At 39.7% G+C, this 14,792-nt stretch carries 16 protein-coding genes and 2 pseudogenes; 3 read left to right on the forward strand and 15 right to left on the reverse strand.

Annotated elements, in window-relative coordinates:
- Positions 1–111: 111 nt before the first annotated feature.
- The 9 genes and pseudogenes from nadE to ACQKMH_RS10495 all read right to left on the reverse strand — a co-directional run bounded on the left by nadE (position 112) and on the right by ACQKMH_RS10495 (position 7,177).
- Positions 112–942: an ammonia-dependent NAD(+) synthetase gene (gene nadE, locus ACQKMH_RS10455; protein ID WP_427587316.1), complete on the reverse strand. Its 831-nt coding sequence runs from the start codon at positions 940–942 to the stop codon at positions 112–114.
- A 34-nt stretch (positions 943–976) separates the two neighbouring features.
- The gene (locus ACQKMH_RS10460) at positions 977–2,446 is read right to left on the reverse strand and encodes a nicotinate phosphoribosyltransferase (protein WP_427587317.1); all 1,470 of its coding nucleotides are present in this window, start codon (positions 2,444–2,446) and stop codon (positions 977–979) included.
- A gap of 61 nt (positions 2,447–2,507) precedes the next feature.
- Positions 2,508–2,651: pseudogene (locus tag ACQKMH_RS10465) on the reverse strand (isochorismatase family protein); the annotation flags it as partial.
- A 135-nt stretch (positions 2,652–2,786) separates the two neighbouring features.
- Entirely contained in the window at positions 2,787–3,224 is a 438-nt protein-coding gene (locus ACQKMH_RS10470; RefSeq protein ID WP_427587318.1) for a hypothetical protein, read from the reverse strand.
- 313 nt (positions 3,225–3,537) lie between these two features.
- The gene (locus ACQKMH_RS10475) at positions 3,538–4,479 is read right to left on the reverse strand and encodes a hypothetical protein (protein WP_427587319.1); all 942 of its coding nucleotides are present in this window, start codon (positions 4,477–4,479) and stop codon (positions 3,538–3,540) included.
- On the reverse strand, positions 4,480–5,364 hold the full coding sequence (locus ACQKMH_RS10480) for a hypothetical protein (protein WP_427587320.1): 885 nt from the start codon (positions 5,362–5,364) through the stop codon (positions 4,480–4,482).
- 1,158 nt (positions 5,365–6,522) lie between these two features.
- The gene (locus ACQKMH_RS10485) at positions 6,523–6,597 is read right to left on the reverse strand and encodes an LPXTG cell wall anchor domain-containing protein (RefSeq protein ID WP_427587570.1); all 75 of its coding nucleotides are present in this window, start codon (positions 6,595–6,597) and stop codon (positions 6,523–6,525) included.
- A 28-nt stretch (positions 6,598–6,625) separates the two neighbouring features.
- Positions 6,626–6,856: pseudogene (locus ACQKMH_RS10490) on the reverse strand (BclA C-terminal domain-containing protein); the annotation flags it as partial.
- A gap of 75 nt (positions 6,857–6,931) precedes the next feature.
- Positions 6,932–7,177 (reverse strand): hypothetical protein, encoded by a 246-nt coding sequence (locus ACQKMH_RS10495; RefSeq protein WP_427587321.1) that lies wholly within the window; start codon positions 7,175–7,177, stop codon positions 6,932–6,934.
- 168 nt (positions 7,178–7,345) lie between these two features.
- Between ACQKMH_RS10495 and ACQKMH_RS10500 the strand changes: the two genes are divergently transcribed.
- From ACQKMH_RS10500 to ACQKMH_RS10510, 3 genes are all read left to right on the forward strand, one after another.
- Positions 7,346–7,792, forward strand: a complete 447-nt coding sequence (locus tag ACQKMH_RS10500; RefSeq protein WP_427587322.1) for a CBO0543 family protein — start codon at positions 7,346–7,348, stop codon at positions 7,790–7,792.
- Between the two features lie 347 nt (positions 7,793–8,139).
- A complete protein-coding gene (locus ACQKMH_RS10505; RefSeq protein ID WP_427587323.1) occupies positions 8,140–8,562 on the forward strand; it encodes a LysM peptidoglycan-binding domain-containing protein in 423 nt (140 codons plus the stop codon).
- Positions 8,563–8,637: 75 nt separating this feature from the next.
- A complete protein-coding gene (locus ACQKMH_RS10510) occupies positions 8,638–8,925 on the forward strand; it encodes a peptidoglycan-binding domain-containing protein (RefSeq protein ID WP_427587324.1) in 288 nt (95 codons plus the stop codon).
- Between the two features lie 49 nt (positions 8,926–8,974).
- On the opposite strand, the gene ACQKMH_RS10515 is transcribed toward ACQKMH_RS10510, so the two are convergent.
- The 6 genes from ACQKMH_RS10515 to ACQKMH_RS10540 all read right to left on the reverse strand — a co-directional run bounded on the left by ACQKMH_RS10515 (position 8,975) and on the right by ACQKMH_RS10540 (position 14,791).
- Entirely contained in the window at positions 8,975–9,415 is a 441-nt protein-coding gene (locus tag ACQKMH_RS10515) for a hypothetical protein (RefSeq protein WP_427587325.1), read from the reverse strand.
- Between the two features lie 502 nt (positions 9,416–9,917).
- Complete coding sequence (locus tag ACQKMH_RS10520) at positions 9,918–11,447, reverse strand: acyl-CoA carboxylase subunit beta (RefSeq protein WP_427587326.1); 1,530 nt, start codon at positions 11,445–11,447, stop codon at positions 9,918–9,920.
- 23 nt (positions 11,448–11,470) lie between these two features.
- Complete coding sequence (locus tag ACQKMH_RS10525; RefSeq protein WP_427587327.1) at positions 11,471–12,253, reverse strand: enoyl-CoA hydratase; 783 nt, start codon at positions 12,251–12,253, stop codon at positions 11,471–11,473.
- Between the two features lie 20 nt (positions 12,254–12,273).
- A complete protein-coding gene (locus ACQKMH_RS10530; protein ID WP_427587328.1) occupies positions 12,274–13,173 on the reverse strand; it encodes a hydroxymethylglutaryl-CoA lyase in 900 nt (299 codons plus the stop codon).
- Between the two features lie 17 nt (positions 13,174–13,190).
- Positions 13,191–13,403: an acetyl-CoA carboxylase biotin carboxyl carrier protein subunit gene (locus ACQKMH_RS10535; protein WP_101221971.1), complete on the reverse strand. Its 213-nt coding sequence runs from the start codon at positions 13,401–13,403 to the stop codon at positions 13,191–13,193.
- A 38-nt stretch (positions 13,404–13,441) separates the two neighbouring features.
- A complete protein-coding gene (locus ACQKMH_RS10540) occupies positions 13,442–14,791 on the reverse strand; it encodes an acetyl-CoA carboxylase biotin carboxylase subunit (RefSeq protein ID WP_427587329.1) in 1,350 nt (449 codons plus the stop codon).
- Position 14,792 lies beyond the last annotated feature (1 nt).

Raw genomic sequence — 14,792 nt, forward strand, 5'->3', positions numbered from 1 at the left:
TCCCCTTTGCCGGAAAAATTTTCATTAAAGATGTGTTGGCCATTGTGCTAGGTATGGTCCTGAAAAAAACCCGCATCTTATGTGATGCGGGATTACTTTTCTCAGCTTCTTTTATTTCCACCATGTATCATAAACATTAATGGCTTCATTCCGTTTATGTTCGGTTTTGGTATACCAACCCTCGATGATTTCGGCAGCCTCCGTTCTGATTTCCTTACCTTCAAGGTAATCATCGATTTCATCGTAGCTAACACCTAAAGCTACTTCATCAGGGATTAACGGTTTATCATCTTCTAAATCGGCAGTTGGAATTTTCGTATAAAGACGCTCAGGAGCACCGATGAATTTCAGAATTTCCTTTCCTTGCCTTTTGTTTAATCTGTATAATGGGATGATATCCGCTGCACCATCACCATGTTTCGTAAAGAAACCTGTGATTGCTTCAGCTGCATGGTCTGTCCCAAGCACGACTCCTTTGTATAGTCCGGCTAAATCGTATTGCACCTTCATTCGCTCACGTGCTTTGACATTTCCTTTTAAGAAATCCGATAGCTTTTCAGGCACAGCTTCTTCCACTGCCTTTACTGAGGCATCCACCGCACCCTTGATGTTGACTGTTACCGTTTGGCTTGGCTTGATGAATTTCAAAGCCAGTTGCCTGTCTTCTTCATCAGCCTGTACTCCATATGGCAAGCTTACAGCAACAAACTTATAGTCGCTTTGGTTCGTTTCTTCATTCAATTCATTGACAGCCGTTTGGGCAATATACCCCGCCAGTGTTGAATCTTGCCCCCCCGATATTCCAAGTACAAAACTTTTCAGAAACGTATTTTTCTTCAAATACCCTTTTAATAGATCGACACTTTTCCTGAATTCGACTTTAGGATCGATCGTGGGTTGGACAAGTAATTTTTTTACGATTTCTTTTTGTAATGGACGCATTGGCATAGCCCCTCTTTCTAATGAAATAGCTTTGTCATTTCGTAAGCATTCTCTCTACATTGGCTTTAACTTCATCTATATTCCTCATTTTATTATCCCAACAATCCTGGCTCAGGTCTACCGGATATTCTTCAGGATTAAGTGCACGAAGGTATTCAGGCCATAATACTTGAAGATTTTTTTTCGTGAAGGCCTTGATTTCGTCAATGGATGGTAATTCATAGATTAAACGGCCTTCCTCGAAAATATTCTCATGCAAATCAACCGCATCGAAATCCGTGACAAATTTACTTAGGAAGGTATGGACAGGATGAAACATTTTTAATTTTTCCTGTTCCTGCGGTTTTTCATATTCCATGGCTAAATAATCGCCTTCAGCATGGTGGTTCACTTTATTGATGATTCGGTATACCCGTTTTAAGCCAGGAGTCGTGACCTTTTCAGGATTAGAAGAAATCTTGATGGTATCTTTCATATTCCCATCTTCCCCTTCAATTGAAACCATTTTATAAACAGCACCTAGCGCTGGCTGATCATAAGCCGTAATCAATTTCGTTCCGATACCCCAAATGTCTATTCTAGCTCCTTGCTGCTTCAGGTTGATGATCGTATATTCATCCAGGTCATTGGAGGCAACAATCTTTGCATGATGGAAACCTGCAGCATCCAGCATACGTCGTGCTTCTTTAGAAAGGTAAGCTAAATCGCCGCTATCAAGGCGGACGCCAATGAAATTGATTTTATCGCCCAGTTCCTTCGCAACACGGATTGCATTCGGAATGCCAGAACGCAATGTATCATAAGTATCCACTAAGAAGACACAGTCTTTGTGTGAAACTGCGTATTTATGAAATGCCGTATATTCATCTTTGTAAGCTTGGATCATGGAATGGGCATGTGTTCCTGAAACCGGAATGCCGAACAGCTTTCCAGCTCGTACATTACTAGTAGAATCAAAACCTGCAAGATAGGCTGCTCTTGCTCCCCAAATTGCAGCATCCATTTCTTGTGCTCGTCTTGAACCGAATTCAAGGGCTGATTCGTCGCCGATGACTTGTTTGATACGTGAAGCTTTAGTTGCCACGAGTGTGTGATAGTTCACAATGTTAAGCAATGCCGTTTCTATGAGTTGGGCCTCACCAAGCGGTGCCTCCACCCGTAATATCGGTTCATTGCCAAAGACAAGCTCCCCCTCTTTCATGCAACGAATCGCTCCCGTGAAACGGATGTTCTTCAAATAATCCAAAAATTCTTCATCGTAATGCAAATCCGTTTTTAAATAGTCGATATCACTTTCCGAGAAACAAAAGTTCTGAAGGTAATGGACAATTTTTTCAAGTCCCGCAAAAATCGCATATCCGCTGTTAAATGGAAGTTTTCTGAAAAATATCTCGAAAACGGCCTTTCGGTCATGTGTTTTATCTTGCCAATAAGTTTGGGCCATATTGATTTGGTATAGATCCGTGTGTAAGGCGTAACTGTCGTCGTTGTACTTTTTTTCCATGGATAGTTCCTCCCAAAAGAGAAGCATTCGCCTCCCTTCTATTCTGTTGCGTGTATGGATATTATAGAATGGTTGCTCCAAGAGATCCTTTAAAATGCCCAAGCGCCCATTCGTGGCCGGTTTCATTGAATGAGGCCACCGCATTTTCATATATAAAAATAGTATAGCCTAAATTGTAGGCGTCAATTGACGTATGTAAAATGCACTTATATGAATAGATAGTATATCCTAAAACCCGCAGGGCACCTGTCAAGGCAAGGTTTTTTTAACTCATTATACAATTTTACTTCAAAAGTACAAAATGGTATAGAAAAAAGACCGCCTTTCAACGGTCAATAAGCTATATTTTTTCAACCCTTTCATGTCTTTTTACTACTTGTTTCATCATTTTTTCAATAACTAATGCCTGTTCCTCACACTTCGTTTGGTAAGCCATTATCATTTGTTTCAGGTCAGAAACTTCTTCCATTAGTTGTTCTACAGTTAGGTTTTTAAGCTCTTTTATCGAAGAAAGGTTCTTTTTACCCCTTAAATCCTCATGAATTTTATCAATTTCGATAAGCAGAGTTTGATACCATTTTTCTAAGTATAACTTTCTGTCGCCAGTATACAAGCTCCTCGGTGTTAATTGTAAAGTCGAGGCTATCCTCTGTAAAACTTCTTCCTTGCTAAGCTTTTTAGTGAGATATATCCCCTTCTGGGCTCTCCTAATAAACGTTCTTTTTGCACTGGCAGTGCCTCGAGTTAAATCAGCATGGGAAATTAGTTTCTTAGCCATTGATAACACCGCTCTTCTCAAATTCATCCATTTGCTTTGCTGTTGGACTCGGAACCTTCCGATAATACTTGTTGATGTATTTTTTCGCAGTTTGTTTTACCTCTTTTTCAACAGCTTCAGCTTCCTTTTCTGAAAGATGCTTAAACTTTCGGAATAACTCCTTAAACGTCTCTCGGTTTAAGTCATTTTTAATGTCGTCTATCCTTACCGGAAGCGTTCTTTTCTCTACTCTACCTTTTGTCTTCTTTAGTAAAATTTCTTGGTGATGAACAAAAACAACCTACTATCTTCAATGGATTCATCATTCCACATTTCAATGATTTTCAGATAGATTTTTTCCTGAAACCTCCTGCTTTTCATAGCCATCAACGATGGAGTAAAGAAGAGTGTTTCGCGAAATTTTACTTCTAAGGTAACGCATAGACATTTTTTCGTCATGATGCCCTAGGACAAACTGGGTAGCCTTTATATTTCTTGTTTTGACCTGTACTACGGTAGCTATAAAATGCCTAAATCCATGAGCACCAATCTCAAACATAGAACCGTTATTATTAATCTTATATTCTTCTATCTCTTTTACTCGAGGAAGAATTCTATCTTTCAAAAAACCCCTAAAAGCAGTTGTTGGTAGAAGTCCGTTGACATTATTTTCTTCGAAAAGATGATCATACTTCAGCTTGTTATTAGGATTAGTAATTGCCTCCAATTCATTTTCATGGAATCGTTTCTGAAGACGTTTTATCGCTTCAATTCCAACGTCATCAAACAGAAGGAACTGAGCATTAACATTTCCAGCCTTATCTCTGTATATGGATGTTAACCCTAAAAAACTATCACTGTTTAACATAGGATTTAGGCAGTCTACCTCAAGGTTATGAACAAAAGAAAATCGAACAGGACAAGACCCGACAATAAGCCAGAAGTCCCTACATAACGCTTCCCTTTCAGTTTCAGGAACATATGCATACCACTCCTCAATTATCCTTTGAGCTAATCCTTCAATCGGAAAAGCACGTCCCTCGCTATTTTCCTCCTCTGCTATTAGAGCACGACTTATTTTTGACGATAGCCCTTCAGGGTAGTCAATAGTCTTTGGAAAATCAGGGTACTCATTTAACCCCCATTCAATAAACAACCTAGCATCAATAACTTGTGCATAAGTATAAGACGTGCCGTACTGTAGATCTAACCAGTTATAATAAGCCCAGAACTCCTTTCTTTGGAAGTTTGACAGTTGTATATCTTCAGGTATCAATTAAAATTTAAGTTCTTTAATTGTAGTTAGTATAATTGGGTATTTTGAAGCTAATTTATTGTATTCATCATCTGTGACTTCTTCAAAACCTGAAATGGAAGATGTACAATCTTCTAACACATAAATTGAGTAATCCTTGTGATTTATCATTTCAAACTCTTCCACAATCTGTTTGATAGTCTCAAGTACACAGTGAGACTTAGCCTCTCCACCAATAACTATTGTTTTATAATTCTGCAATTGACTTAAAAGATTTTTGTCTGTTAAATCCGTTTTTGAATACTCAGGTTTTATTATTCCATACATTTCAGAAATAGGATTTAACCCTTTTGTCACGTAATGTACATCCTTCTCTTTATACAAAGAATAGGCAAATAACAAGTTTGATAACTGCGTTTCAATTGCTGCACCAAATGTACCTTGTAGGCAATGGTAACTCCAAATTATCAAGGACTTCTTTTCAGTTGCCTCTAGTCCACGAAGATACTCTAAACTTTCTTGCTCTTGGTAAATAGGTGCCCACTTACCTTCTAATACATCTTGATAAGTAATAACCGTAAATGGCTCAGGATACTGTCCTTTATCATTTACCCACCAAGCAGGATGAAAGATTTGTTTCGGCTGATGTATATCTAAACTCATAAAAATATCATCTATAGCATCCACATTTTCATAAATGAACTTAGCAAAGTTTCTAACGTCTTGATAAGAATTAGTAACAGCCAGATTTCCTTCTTCCAAGAAGTCATTTTGAAAATCAATACCAATTACAGCCACTTCTTTATTACTTGTTGGATTAGAATTTAAGTTTTTTAAATTAGGCTTTTTTGTAGTCGCTTTCCCGACTAAATTAATATCAATTAATTCTTCAAATAAAATATTCATTTTGTTCATTCTCCTCCTAAAAAAGATTTATGTCTTCAAATTCTCCCCGGCGTTTTCTTTGTAGACTATCAATATCAATGGACTGGCTGTTCGCTACAATATTGACAGGGTTCCAACGGACAGATTGTCCAATCACCTGTTAAAACCTTTTTGTGATTCTATACTTACTCATTCTGGCTGACTTCCAGTAAGTCTGTGGCAGGATTCCGAAGCTATGCCAGAGAGTGGAGTGATCTATCCACTAATACATCCCCGATTATAGTTGCATTCTGGGAAAAGTTGTGCGTTTGTCTTTTATCGATTTAACTTTTCAGATTAATATGCAATTTAAATTTCTGGCTGCCTACATAGGCATACTGTACCGAAATGTTTAGTTTTGATAATGGGATATATTATGCAATTTCATTAAAGTTGTCGCAAGATAATTATGTCTCAATCCTCTTCCAACCAATTGTAGAAAGGAACATTACTGGGAGCAGAATTTTCATTTTTGTTCACTATTTGTAAAAACTCATCTTGCGTAAGTTCATGTATCTTTTTACTCTGATTTCTTTGTAACTTTATTGGAACTGCATCAGGACTCCAATTCTCTTCAATTGCTTTCTTGATAAATCCTTCAACGTTTCTTACCTTTTAAGGAGATTGCTGCATAATCAGAAGTACTTCCAAACTTCTCTGAATGCCTACATGAGATAGCAATACAACCATGTCTTCTGTAGGTGAGGTTATAAATACTGCTTTAAATGCAAGAGTAACTAGGTCTCTGTTGTGCTGATTATTTTCTTGATGGTTAACATTGGTGGATGGCACGGAAGGAGATTGGGGTGGTACTTGTTCGAAATTCATGTAAGTTAAGTCATTTTCAGGGATACGCCATCCCTGTACGTCGCTGTTCTTAAAAGCGTTAGGGAATTGTTTACCAGACCTGAGCCAACGTTTAATGGTTTCCCCGCTTTTGCCAAGTCTAGAAGCAACTTATGATACTGTTAATGTCTGATTATTTGTTTTTGAATGTCCATTAATCGATGGTTTTGATAATTGGATATCCGCCGCTGGTATTTTCCATCCTTCTTTATCAAAATTGTTATGGGCATTTGGAAAAACATCGCCTTTACGTAACCACCTCCGAAGCACCCGTTAATTAAATTAGAAATTTAATTACCTTTTCTTTGTCCTCTTAAAAAATAAATAACCTAACACACCTAAAATTAATGCTATACCTCCGAAAACAATTACTTGAAGTTGATCCTCCTGCTGATAAGAGAGTAGCTACTAAGAGTATACTGCTAGATAATTGCAATGAAATTGTGTCACCAGCAGTTAGGTTTACAATGACATCATTATTAAAGGTTGAAACGCCTATAACTGGTCTTAATATAGAACCTGGAATTGGAGTAGTACCATTTAGCAAAATTCTTGAACCAGCTCCTATTCCGAGTGCAGCTGTTGTGTTAATTTGATAGGTAATGTAGTAAATTGAAGTATCTTGTATTTAACTAATACCATGCGGAGTCCGAGAATACCAAAAAGGTTTATATAGTGACTTGATATAATATAACCTTCACATCTATGCGAGTCGAGTGATAACAAGATGTGCTGAAACAGGTCTTGTTCCTCCAGCCAATGGAGTGATGGTTAGTGCTGTTGAATTGCCAGCAGGATTTCGTACAGTGAGTATTGAATTGATGACTGTCGTTTGTACAAGAGCCATTTCTACTATCTGAGAAGTACCGGTTGCTCGACCCACCACCGTATAAGCTAGATCCGCGCCATTAAGAGTTAAAATAAGTTGTCCTGCCTCAGTCACACTCACCTGAAATAAGACTTGGTACGTGCCAATTTATGAGTTAGTTGCCAAAAGAGAAGGTACTTCAAAATAAGCTGTCCTATGGGTGGCTTTTTAATTTTAGTTTAATGTGAATGTATGTTTATTTAATAGGAAAAGATAATTGTATAGGTTTCAAATGTAGAGGAGTGTAAAATGTTTTTTCATATTATTATTGGTTTTATTCTGCCTTGGATTTTGGGAATTTATTTGTTTAAAAAACATAGAAGGCTGTTCATTATTTTTTATCCAATTGGTTCAGCTACGAGTTTTATGATAAATGAAATTGGGTTTACCTACTTTTGGAAGATGGATAAAACCCTTGCTTCATTTTCGTATGACCTTGGACTTTTTCCTATAGCTTGCTGTTTATTTATTTGCAGTATTCATTTAGAAAAACTGTCCACTCTAACTTCATTTTTAATCTTTACATTAGGTACCGATTTATTGGAACTTTCAATAGTGTTACTTGGAAAATTAGATTATCGAAATGGATGGAATATATATTGGTCTGCAGTTAGTTATTTGCTGGCATATTTAATCGTATATGGGTATTACAAATTAGTTTTAAATTATTTTTCATTCAACAAACGGCTTGATTAAGGAAATAGGTAACACAAAAAAGAAAAATTTTAATTTAATAGGAGACGATGGGAAATGAACTTTAATTGCCTTCCTCAATTAGTTGATATGAGAGGTGAATTAGAATTAAATGGTACTTACTCAAAGCGAACCAAATCATTTACTCACCGTGTATGGCATCATTCATTAACAAGAAAGAGTTTGGGTGGATCTGTTGCTGCTAGCTTTGCCAAGTACCATGTAAAAACACTCGGTTGGCCTGGATGTGGTTATGCGTTAGCTATTGAGCCTAAGAATATAATTAATACTCCGAATGGTAAAAGGGCTAGGTTGTATATGCAAATGATATTGACCGTAGGACATACCATGTGGGAAACAGCAATCAATTTTCTCTCGGTATTTGTGTTGCTGGTGATTATCGATATGACACTATGGATGAAGCCACTCTTGCAAGTATTGCCGAACTTCACACCGCATTTATTAAAGGTGGAATAGGGAAGTATGATAAAGCCCATAATGAAATGCCAGGATATAGTTGGAAAGCTTGTTGCGAGTATAACTACATAAATGCGTTTGATTGGAAAGGTTCAAAAACTCCATCCAAACCAGCTCCTGCCCCTGCGGTCTATACTATCCAGGAAGGTGTTACCTTATGGAGCATTGCACATAAGGACGGCACTGGTGGCGTTCAAGTTGAGGATTTAATTAAAGCAAATCCTGGTATCGATCCTACTAAATTAAAAATAGGCCAGAAAATTTATTTTGGAAATGCTAAATACGTGGTTGTTTAACCTGACAATATTAAAAAACCTGATGTAAAAGTGGACGTTACACCAAATCCTATTGTTCCTTATCCGGGGATTGTATTGAAAGAAAAAGCAAAAGGAATGAAAGTGGTCGATATTAAACGTGTGCAGCGCGCATCTGGTATGGTCGAAAAAGATGTCGATGGTAAATTCGGTCCTAAAACTACAAAGGCAGTGAAAGTTTATCAGAAAAAGCAAGGATTAAAGATTGATGGTCCAAAACTTGGAATCGGATGTTTTAAATCAATGATACAAATCCCTTCTCCTTATATAAAAAAACTCTCGAATTGGAAACCCGAGAGTTTTTTATTTTTCATAATATTTTATAAGGGTTGGACTATCCTTTGAGGGATTAATTTCTTAGTTCCCTTATGATCACTTATTGTTTTCGTTCATATTAGTTGGAATATGCAGCAGCAAAAAAGCTTTCAGGACCCGTACGCGTTGGTAAGATTACTATTCCGGCAGGTATACTTATGAACGATTGATAAATTAAAAAGTCGGAAGGGGAAGGTGGATTAAAGTCTGCTCCAGCTAGAGTGAATACTGTTTCGGAGGCGACTCCTAGACCTGCAACTGGTAATGTTATTTGACCTGAATATACGAGAACCCTACCGGGCCCTGTCCCTCTATAAACTTCAACGTTGACAGGAGTTAGTAAGGCAGCTAAAGTGCTTAGGGTAGCTGTGAAAGTAAATTCCACCCTAATATTGGGTCCTGCACCTGCAGTACTTAAACCTAGTGTTCCGAATAGGGCTGGTGTAGTGGTTACGGGGATGGCGATAGAGTTTCTAAAGCTAGCATTCTGCGAAATCTGTGAATCTAAAAATTTACCCATAAATTTCACCTCCTTATAACCATATACCACATCATATGGAGACAGATCTATTTATGTTTGGACAAGCATACAGTTTTAAAAAAAGAAATTTCATATTCGTTAGTCTAAGATCCGAATTGTCTTGAAGGTATCTTTTTTATACAACTAACTGGTGCATTAGTTCCCTAAGCTGGCCAAAAAGATAACTGTAGATAAAAAAACAAGTAAAGCGACTTTCACCGAATTTTTTGCTGCATAATTAAACGCCTTTACTCATCTTGAGTAAGGGCTATTATTTTGTTTTAGGCGTTGTTAAAGGTTGCTGCTGATTTTGATGAACTTAGGGGCGTATTCACTTCTTTCTCTATACCAAAAATGTACAAGCAAACTCTAAAAAAAATCATAATATAAAGAGGACAAACTTAAAAAAGGAGAGAAGTTTATTCTTATTATTAGAAAAATCATTTATTTTACGCATGATAAACAGCCCGGTCAAGATGACCGGGCTTGTTTTCTTGAATTTTTAGACGGGATAGACTCCGTGTTTACGATCGGTAAATGTCAATTTTTTACTGACATATGCTTCAAATCGGGCGCACAATTCATCACGCAGGTCATTTGGCTGAATGATTCCATCAACAATCATTTCGGAGGCTAGGCGGTAGATATCGATGTCTTCATTATATTCATTGCGCTTCTGTTCGATGAAGGCAGGGCGCTCTTCTGGTTCCATTGCATTGATTTTATTGGCATAGACTGCATTTACCGCAGCTTCTGCCCCCATGACCGCAATCAATGCCGTCGGTAAGGCAAGAACGCAGTCCGGTTCAAAAGCGGGACCAGCCATCGCGTATAGTCCAGCACCATAAGCCTTACGGACAATGACAGAAATCTTGGGAACAGTGGCTTCACTCATGGCCGAAATCATTTTCGCACCATGGCGAATGATCCCTGCCTGTTCGACCTTCGTCCCAATCATGAATCCTGGTATATCCACCAGGAACAACAGCGGTATATGGAAGGCATCACATAAATTGATGAACTTGGCTGCCTTATCAGCTGAATCATGGAACAGGACGCCGCCCTTGACACGCGGCTGATTGGCAATGATCCCTATCGTTTGCCCATTTATCCTGGCAAGACCAGTAATTAATTCGGGGGCAAATAACTTCTTGATCTCACAAAACGATTGCCTGTCAATGATCCTGTCGATCAAGTCATACATATTAAAGGCTGCATTCTGATTTTTCGGAATCAGTTCTTCCAATGTTTTTTCAAATTCAGCAGGCAGCTCAGGTTTTGTGGCTTTAGGCTTTTCTTGATAATTTCCTGGAAAATAGCTTAAGTATCTGCGTGCAAAAGCGATGGATTCTTCTTCAGACTTAACAAGCACATCCCCGCATCCCGAAACAGAACAATGCATTTTCGCCCCGCCCATTTCCTCTTCGGTCACCTTTTCGCCAATGACCATTTCTGCCATTCTCGGTGAACCTAAATACATGGAAGCATTACCATCAACCATTACGACAATATCACAAAAAGCAGGGATATATGCCCCTCCCGCTGCAGACGGACCGAACAATAGACAGATTTGCGGGACTTTTCCAGATAACTTCACTTGATTGTAGAAGATCCGTCCTGCACCACGGCGTCCTGGAAACATCTCAACTTGGTCCGTAATTCGAGCACCTGCAGAATCGACTAAATATAGAAGTGGCAACTGTAACTTATCAGCTGTTTCCTGAATGCGAATGATTTTCTCGACGGTCCTTGCTCCCCAGGATCCAGCTTTTACTGTCGAATCATTGGCCATGACACAGACTCTCTGTCCGTTGATTTTTCCGATGCCTGTAACGACACCATCTGCTGGAAGCCCATCACTGGCACAATTGGCAAAGAATGCGTCTTCAATTTCAACCCCTTCATCAAAAAGTAACTCCAGCCGTTCACGTACGAAGAGCTTTCCTTTTTCAGCATTTTTTTGATGGTATTTTTCTAAACCGCCTTTTTTAATCGTTTCAACCGTTTCGGTTAGTTTATCCGTCGTTACCATTCATGTTCCTCCTTCAATTGAAATCATTGACCCGTAAATACCGGCTTGCGCTTTTCCTTGAATGCTGACAGACCCTCTAGTCGGTCCCGGGTTTGCAACGTTATCTGATAACAGTCTTTTTCAATTTGCAGTCCTGTTTTCAGGTTCGTATCAGCCCCTTGGTTGATCGCAGCTTTTGCTGCCCTTAGTGCTAATGGGGCATTGACCGCAATTTCCCCAGCCAGTTTTTTCGCTTCCTCAAGTAAATGTTGGGGTGGATACACATGACTGATGATATTCAAGGCTTGTGCCGTTTTTGCTTCCAGTCTCCTGGCCGTAAAAATCAGTTCTTTCGCTGTTGGCACTCCGACGACTCGCGGCAGGCGCTGAGTACCGCCTGCACCTGGAATGATTCCTAAGGCCGTTTCTGTCAGCCCCACCTTTGCCGTTTCCGAAGCGATGCGAATGTCACAAGCTAGTGCCAACTCCAGTCCTCCGCCAAAAGCCGAGCCGTTAATTGCTGCGATGACTGGGACTGGAAGGTTTTCTACAGCGGTAATCGTGTCACCAATCAGCTTGACTGTCTCCTTGACCTTATCATCATTCATCCCTGCTCGTTCCTTAAGATCCGCACCAGCACAAAAGGACTTTTCCCCAGCCCCTGTTAAAATCACGGTTCTCAAATTGGAATCATTCTTCAGTTCATCCAGCCCTTCGAATAAGCAATGAAGCAATTCTGTCGATAATGCATTAGCAGCATCAGGACGATTCAAAGTCACGATGGCAATTCCCTTTTCATCATGACTGATCTCAACTAATGAAGTCATAGCTTCCCCCTCCATTCCTCTTATTGGGCGTTATATACAGCCATCTGATGGCTAGGCAAAGGTTTCTCTAGAAAGCTTTGTATCATGGACGCTGCCTTTATTAGTTTTTCTTGATTGATACCTGTTTGAATCCCCATATTATGAAGCATATGAATCAGGTCATCCGTAGCCACATTTCCGCTCGCCCCTGGAGCATATGGGCATCCGCCCAAACCACCGAGCGAAGAGTCGAAAATCTCCACTCCATAATCCAGTGATTGAAGTACATTGGCAAGTGCCATGCCCCTTGTATCATGAAAATGGAGGGCCATTTTGCTTATATCATATCTTTTAACAGCCCGTTCAAGGAACAAGGCAACCTGTCTCGGTGATGCAACACCAATGGTATCACCCAATGAGACCTCATTGATTCCGTATTCAAAAAGTTGGTCACAAACGCGGAAAACCTGTTCGGGTGAAACCTGCCCTTCATAGGGACAGCCAAAAACAGTTGAAACATATCCCCTAACCGTTTTCCCGCTTTTTGCTGCTGAGCCGATGACATCCTTCATTACTGGAAGAGTATCGGAAATCGATTTATTGATGTTTTTAAGATTATGGGTTTCACTGGATGACATGAAAACTGAAATTTCATCAATATTGGCCTCAATAGCCGACTCAAGTCCCCTTTGATTGGGGACTAGAGCGGCATAAGTGATATCGGGGTTGCGCTTAATTCCCTTAGCTACCTCAATAGAATCACTCAATTGGGGAATCCACTTTGGATGTACAAAAGAAGTCACTTCTATATAAGATAGGCCTGTTTCAGAGAGCTGATCGATCCAATCGATTTTGCTTTGTGCCGGTATCATGACCTTTTCATTTTGGAGCCCGTCACGCGGACCCACTTCCTTAATTGTCACATTTTCAGGCCAAATCATCTTACCACTCCGTTCTTTTATTCAATGACCGCCAATACGTCGCCCTCATTTACAAAATCCCCCTCATTTACTTTAAGTTCTTTAATGGTACCCGCTTCCTCTGCGGCAATGGGGATTTCCATTTTCATCGATTCCAAAATAATGATATCCTGTCCGTCGGTTACACTTTGCCCTTCATTCGCTACGATTTTCCATACGCTTCCTGCCATGCTTGCCTTTAATTCTGTCATTTATATTCCTCCTGATCATTAATGTTTTTAAACAAGGTCTATACAGTCAATTTTTTAATATATTTGTCAATGAAATCCGTGGTCGTATCACCTTGGGAAAAAGCTTCATGTGAGATGATTTCCTTGAGAAGCGGAATGTTAGTTTTTATTCCCTCTATATTATAGTTGTCCAACGCTTCTCTTAACCTCTCGATTGCTTTTTCCCTCGAATCGCCGCTCACTACCAATTTGGCGATCATCGGGTCATAAAAATGGGATACGACGGATGTTCCATGAACAGCCAATTCATGGCGGATCCCATCCCCTTCCGGAAGTTTCATGCTGGTGATTTTCCCCGGTGCTGGATAAAAGGTTTTAGGGTCTTCAGCATATATTCGTACTTCTATCGAATGTCCATCCCTATTGATCTCTGCTTGAGTGAATTCCAGTTTGTTACCCGAGGCAATTTTAATTTGCTGTTCGACTAAATCGAGTCCTGTAATTTCTTCGGTGACTGGATGCTCAACCTGAAGGCGCGTATTCATTTCAAGAAAATAAAAGTTTTTATCCGCATCAACTAAAAATTCAAGTGTACCAGCATTGCTATATCCGATGGACTTAACTGCTTTGATGGCAGCCAACCCCATTTTGTTTCTTGTTTCTTCGTCCAGGAATGAAGAGGGAGCCTCTTCCACGACCTTTTGGTGGCGCCTTTGAACGGAGCATTCCCGTTCCCATAAGTAAACAGCGTTCCCAAAGGAATCCGCTAATACCTGTATTTCAATATGACGAGGCTTATCTATCAATTTTTCAATGAACATATCTCCATTGCCAAAAAACAACTGGGCCCGTTTTTGGTTCCCTTCGAAGGCTTTGGAAAGTTCTTCCTCATTAGTCGCGGCCTGCATGCCGATCCCTCCGCCTCCGGCTGCTGCTTTCAACATGACTGGATAGCCAATCTTCTCGGCAACGGCTGCCGCTTCTGCACTATCGATTAATGGACGTGAAAATCCAGGAACCAATGGAAGTCCCGCTTGCTCCATCTTTTTCCTTGCCTCGACTTTATTGCCCATCTGCTGGATGACTTCTGGTTTGGGTCCGATGAATATCAAGCCGGCTTCTTCGCATGAACGCGCGAAATCTGCATTTTCACTAAGAAATCCGTATCCAGGATGAATGGCCTCAACGCCTGTTTCTTTAGCAATTTCTAAAATCTTCTCGACGTTTAAATAGCTTTCCTGAACCCTCGGGCCTCCTAATAAATATGCCTCATCTGCTAATCCCACAAATGGCGAATCCGAATCTGCTTCGGAATGGACGGCAACCGTAAGTATTCCCAACTTCTTACATGTCCGGATAATACGTGATGCTATTTCTCCTCTGTTTGCGATAAGAATTTTTCGAATCATT

The sequence above is a fragment of the Peribacillus sp. NPDC097895 genome, from assembly GCF_050277555.1.
Taxonomy (GTDB): Bacteria; Bacillota; Bacilli; order Bacillales; family DSM-1321; genus Peribacillus.

Coding starts and splice junctions, on each gene's coding strand:
- nadE (WP_427587316.1), bottom strand. CDS start 942: ATGCGTCCATTACAAAAAGAAATCGTAAAAAAATTACTTGTCCAACCC.
- ACQKMH_RS10460 (WP_427587317.1), bottom strand. CDS start 2,446: ATGGAAAAAAAGTACAACGACGACAGTTACGCCTTACACACGGATCTA.
- ACQKMH_RS10470 (WP_427587318.1), bottom strand. CDS start 3,224: ATGGCTAAGAAACTAATTTCCCATGCTGATTTAACTCGAGGCACTGCC.
- ACQKMH_RS10480 (WP_427587320.1), bottom strand. CDS start 5,364: ATGAATATTTTATTTGAAGAATTAATTGATATTAATTTAGTCGGGAAA.
- ACQKMH_RS10500 (WP_427587322.1), top strand. CDS start 7,346: ATGTTTTTTCATATTATTATTGGTTTTATTCTGCCTTGGATTTTGGGA.
- ACQKMH_RS10515 (WP_427587325.1), bottom strand. CDS start 9,415: ATGGGTAAATTTTTAGATTCACAGATTTCGCAGAATGCTAGCTTTAGA.
- ACQKMH_RS10520 (WP_427587326.1), bottom strand. CDS start 11,447: ATGGTAACGACGGATAAACTAACCGAAACGGTTGAAACGATTAAAAAA.
- ACQKMH_RS10525 (WP_427587327.1), bottom strand. CDS start 12,253: ATGACTTCATTAGTTGAGATCAGTCATGATGAAAAGGGAATTGCCATC.
- ACQKMH_RS10530 (WP_427587328.1), bottom strand. CDS start 13,173: ATGATTTGGCCTGAAAATGTGACAATTAAGGAAGTGGGTCCGCGTGAC.
- ACQKMH_RS10535 (WP_101221971.1), bottom strand. CDS start 13,403: ATGACAGAATTAAAGGCAAGCATGGCAGGAAGCGTATGGAAAATCGTA.
- ACQKMH_RS10540 (WP_427587329.1), bottom strand. CDS start 14,791: ATGATTCGAAAAATTCTTATCGCAAACAGAGGAGAAATAGCATCACGT.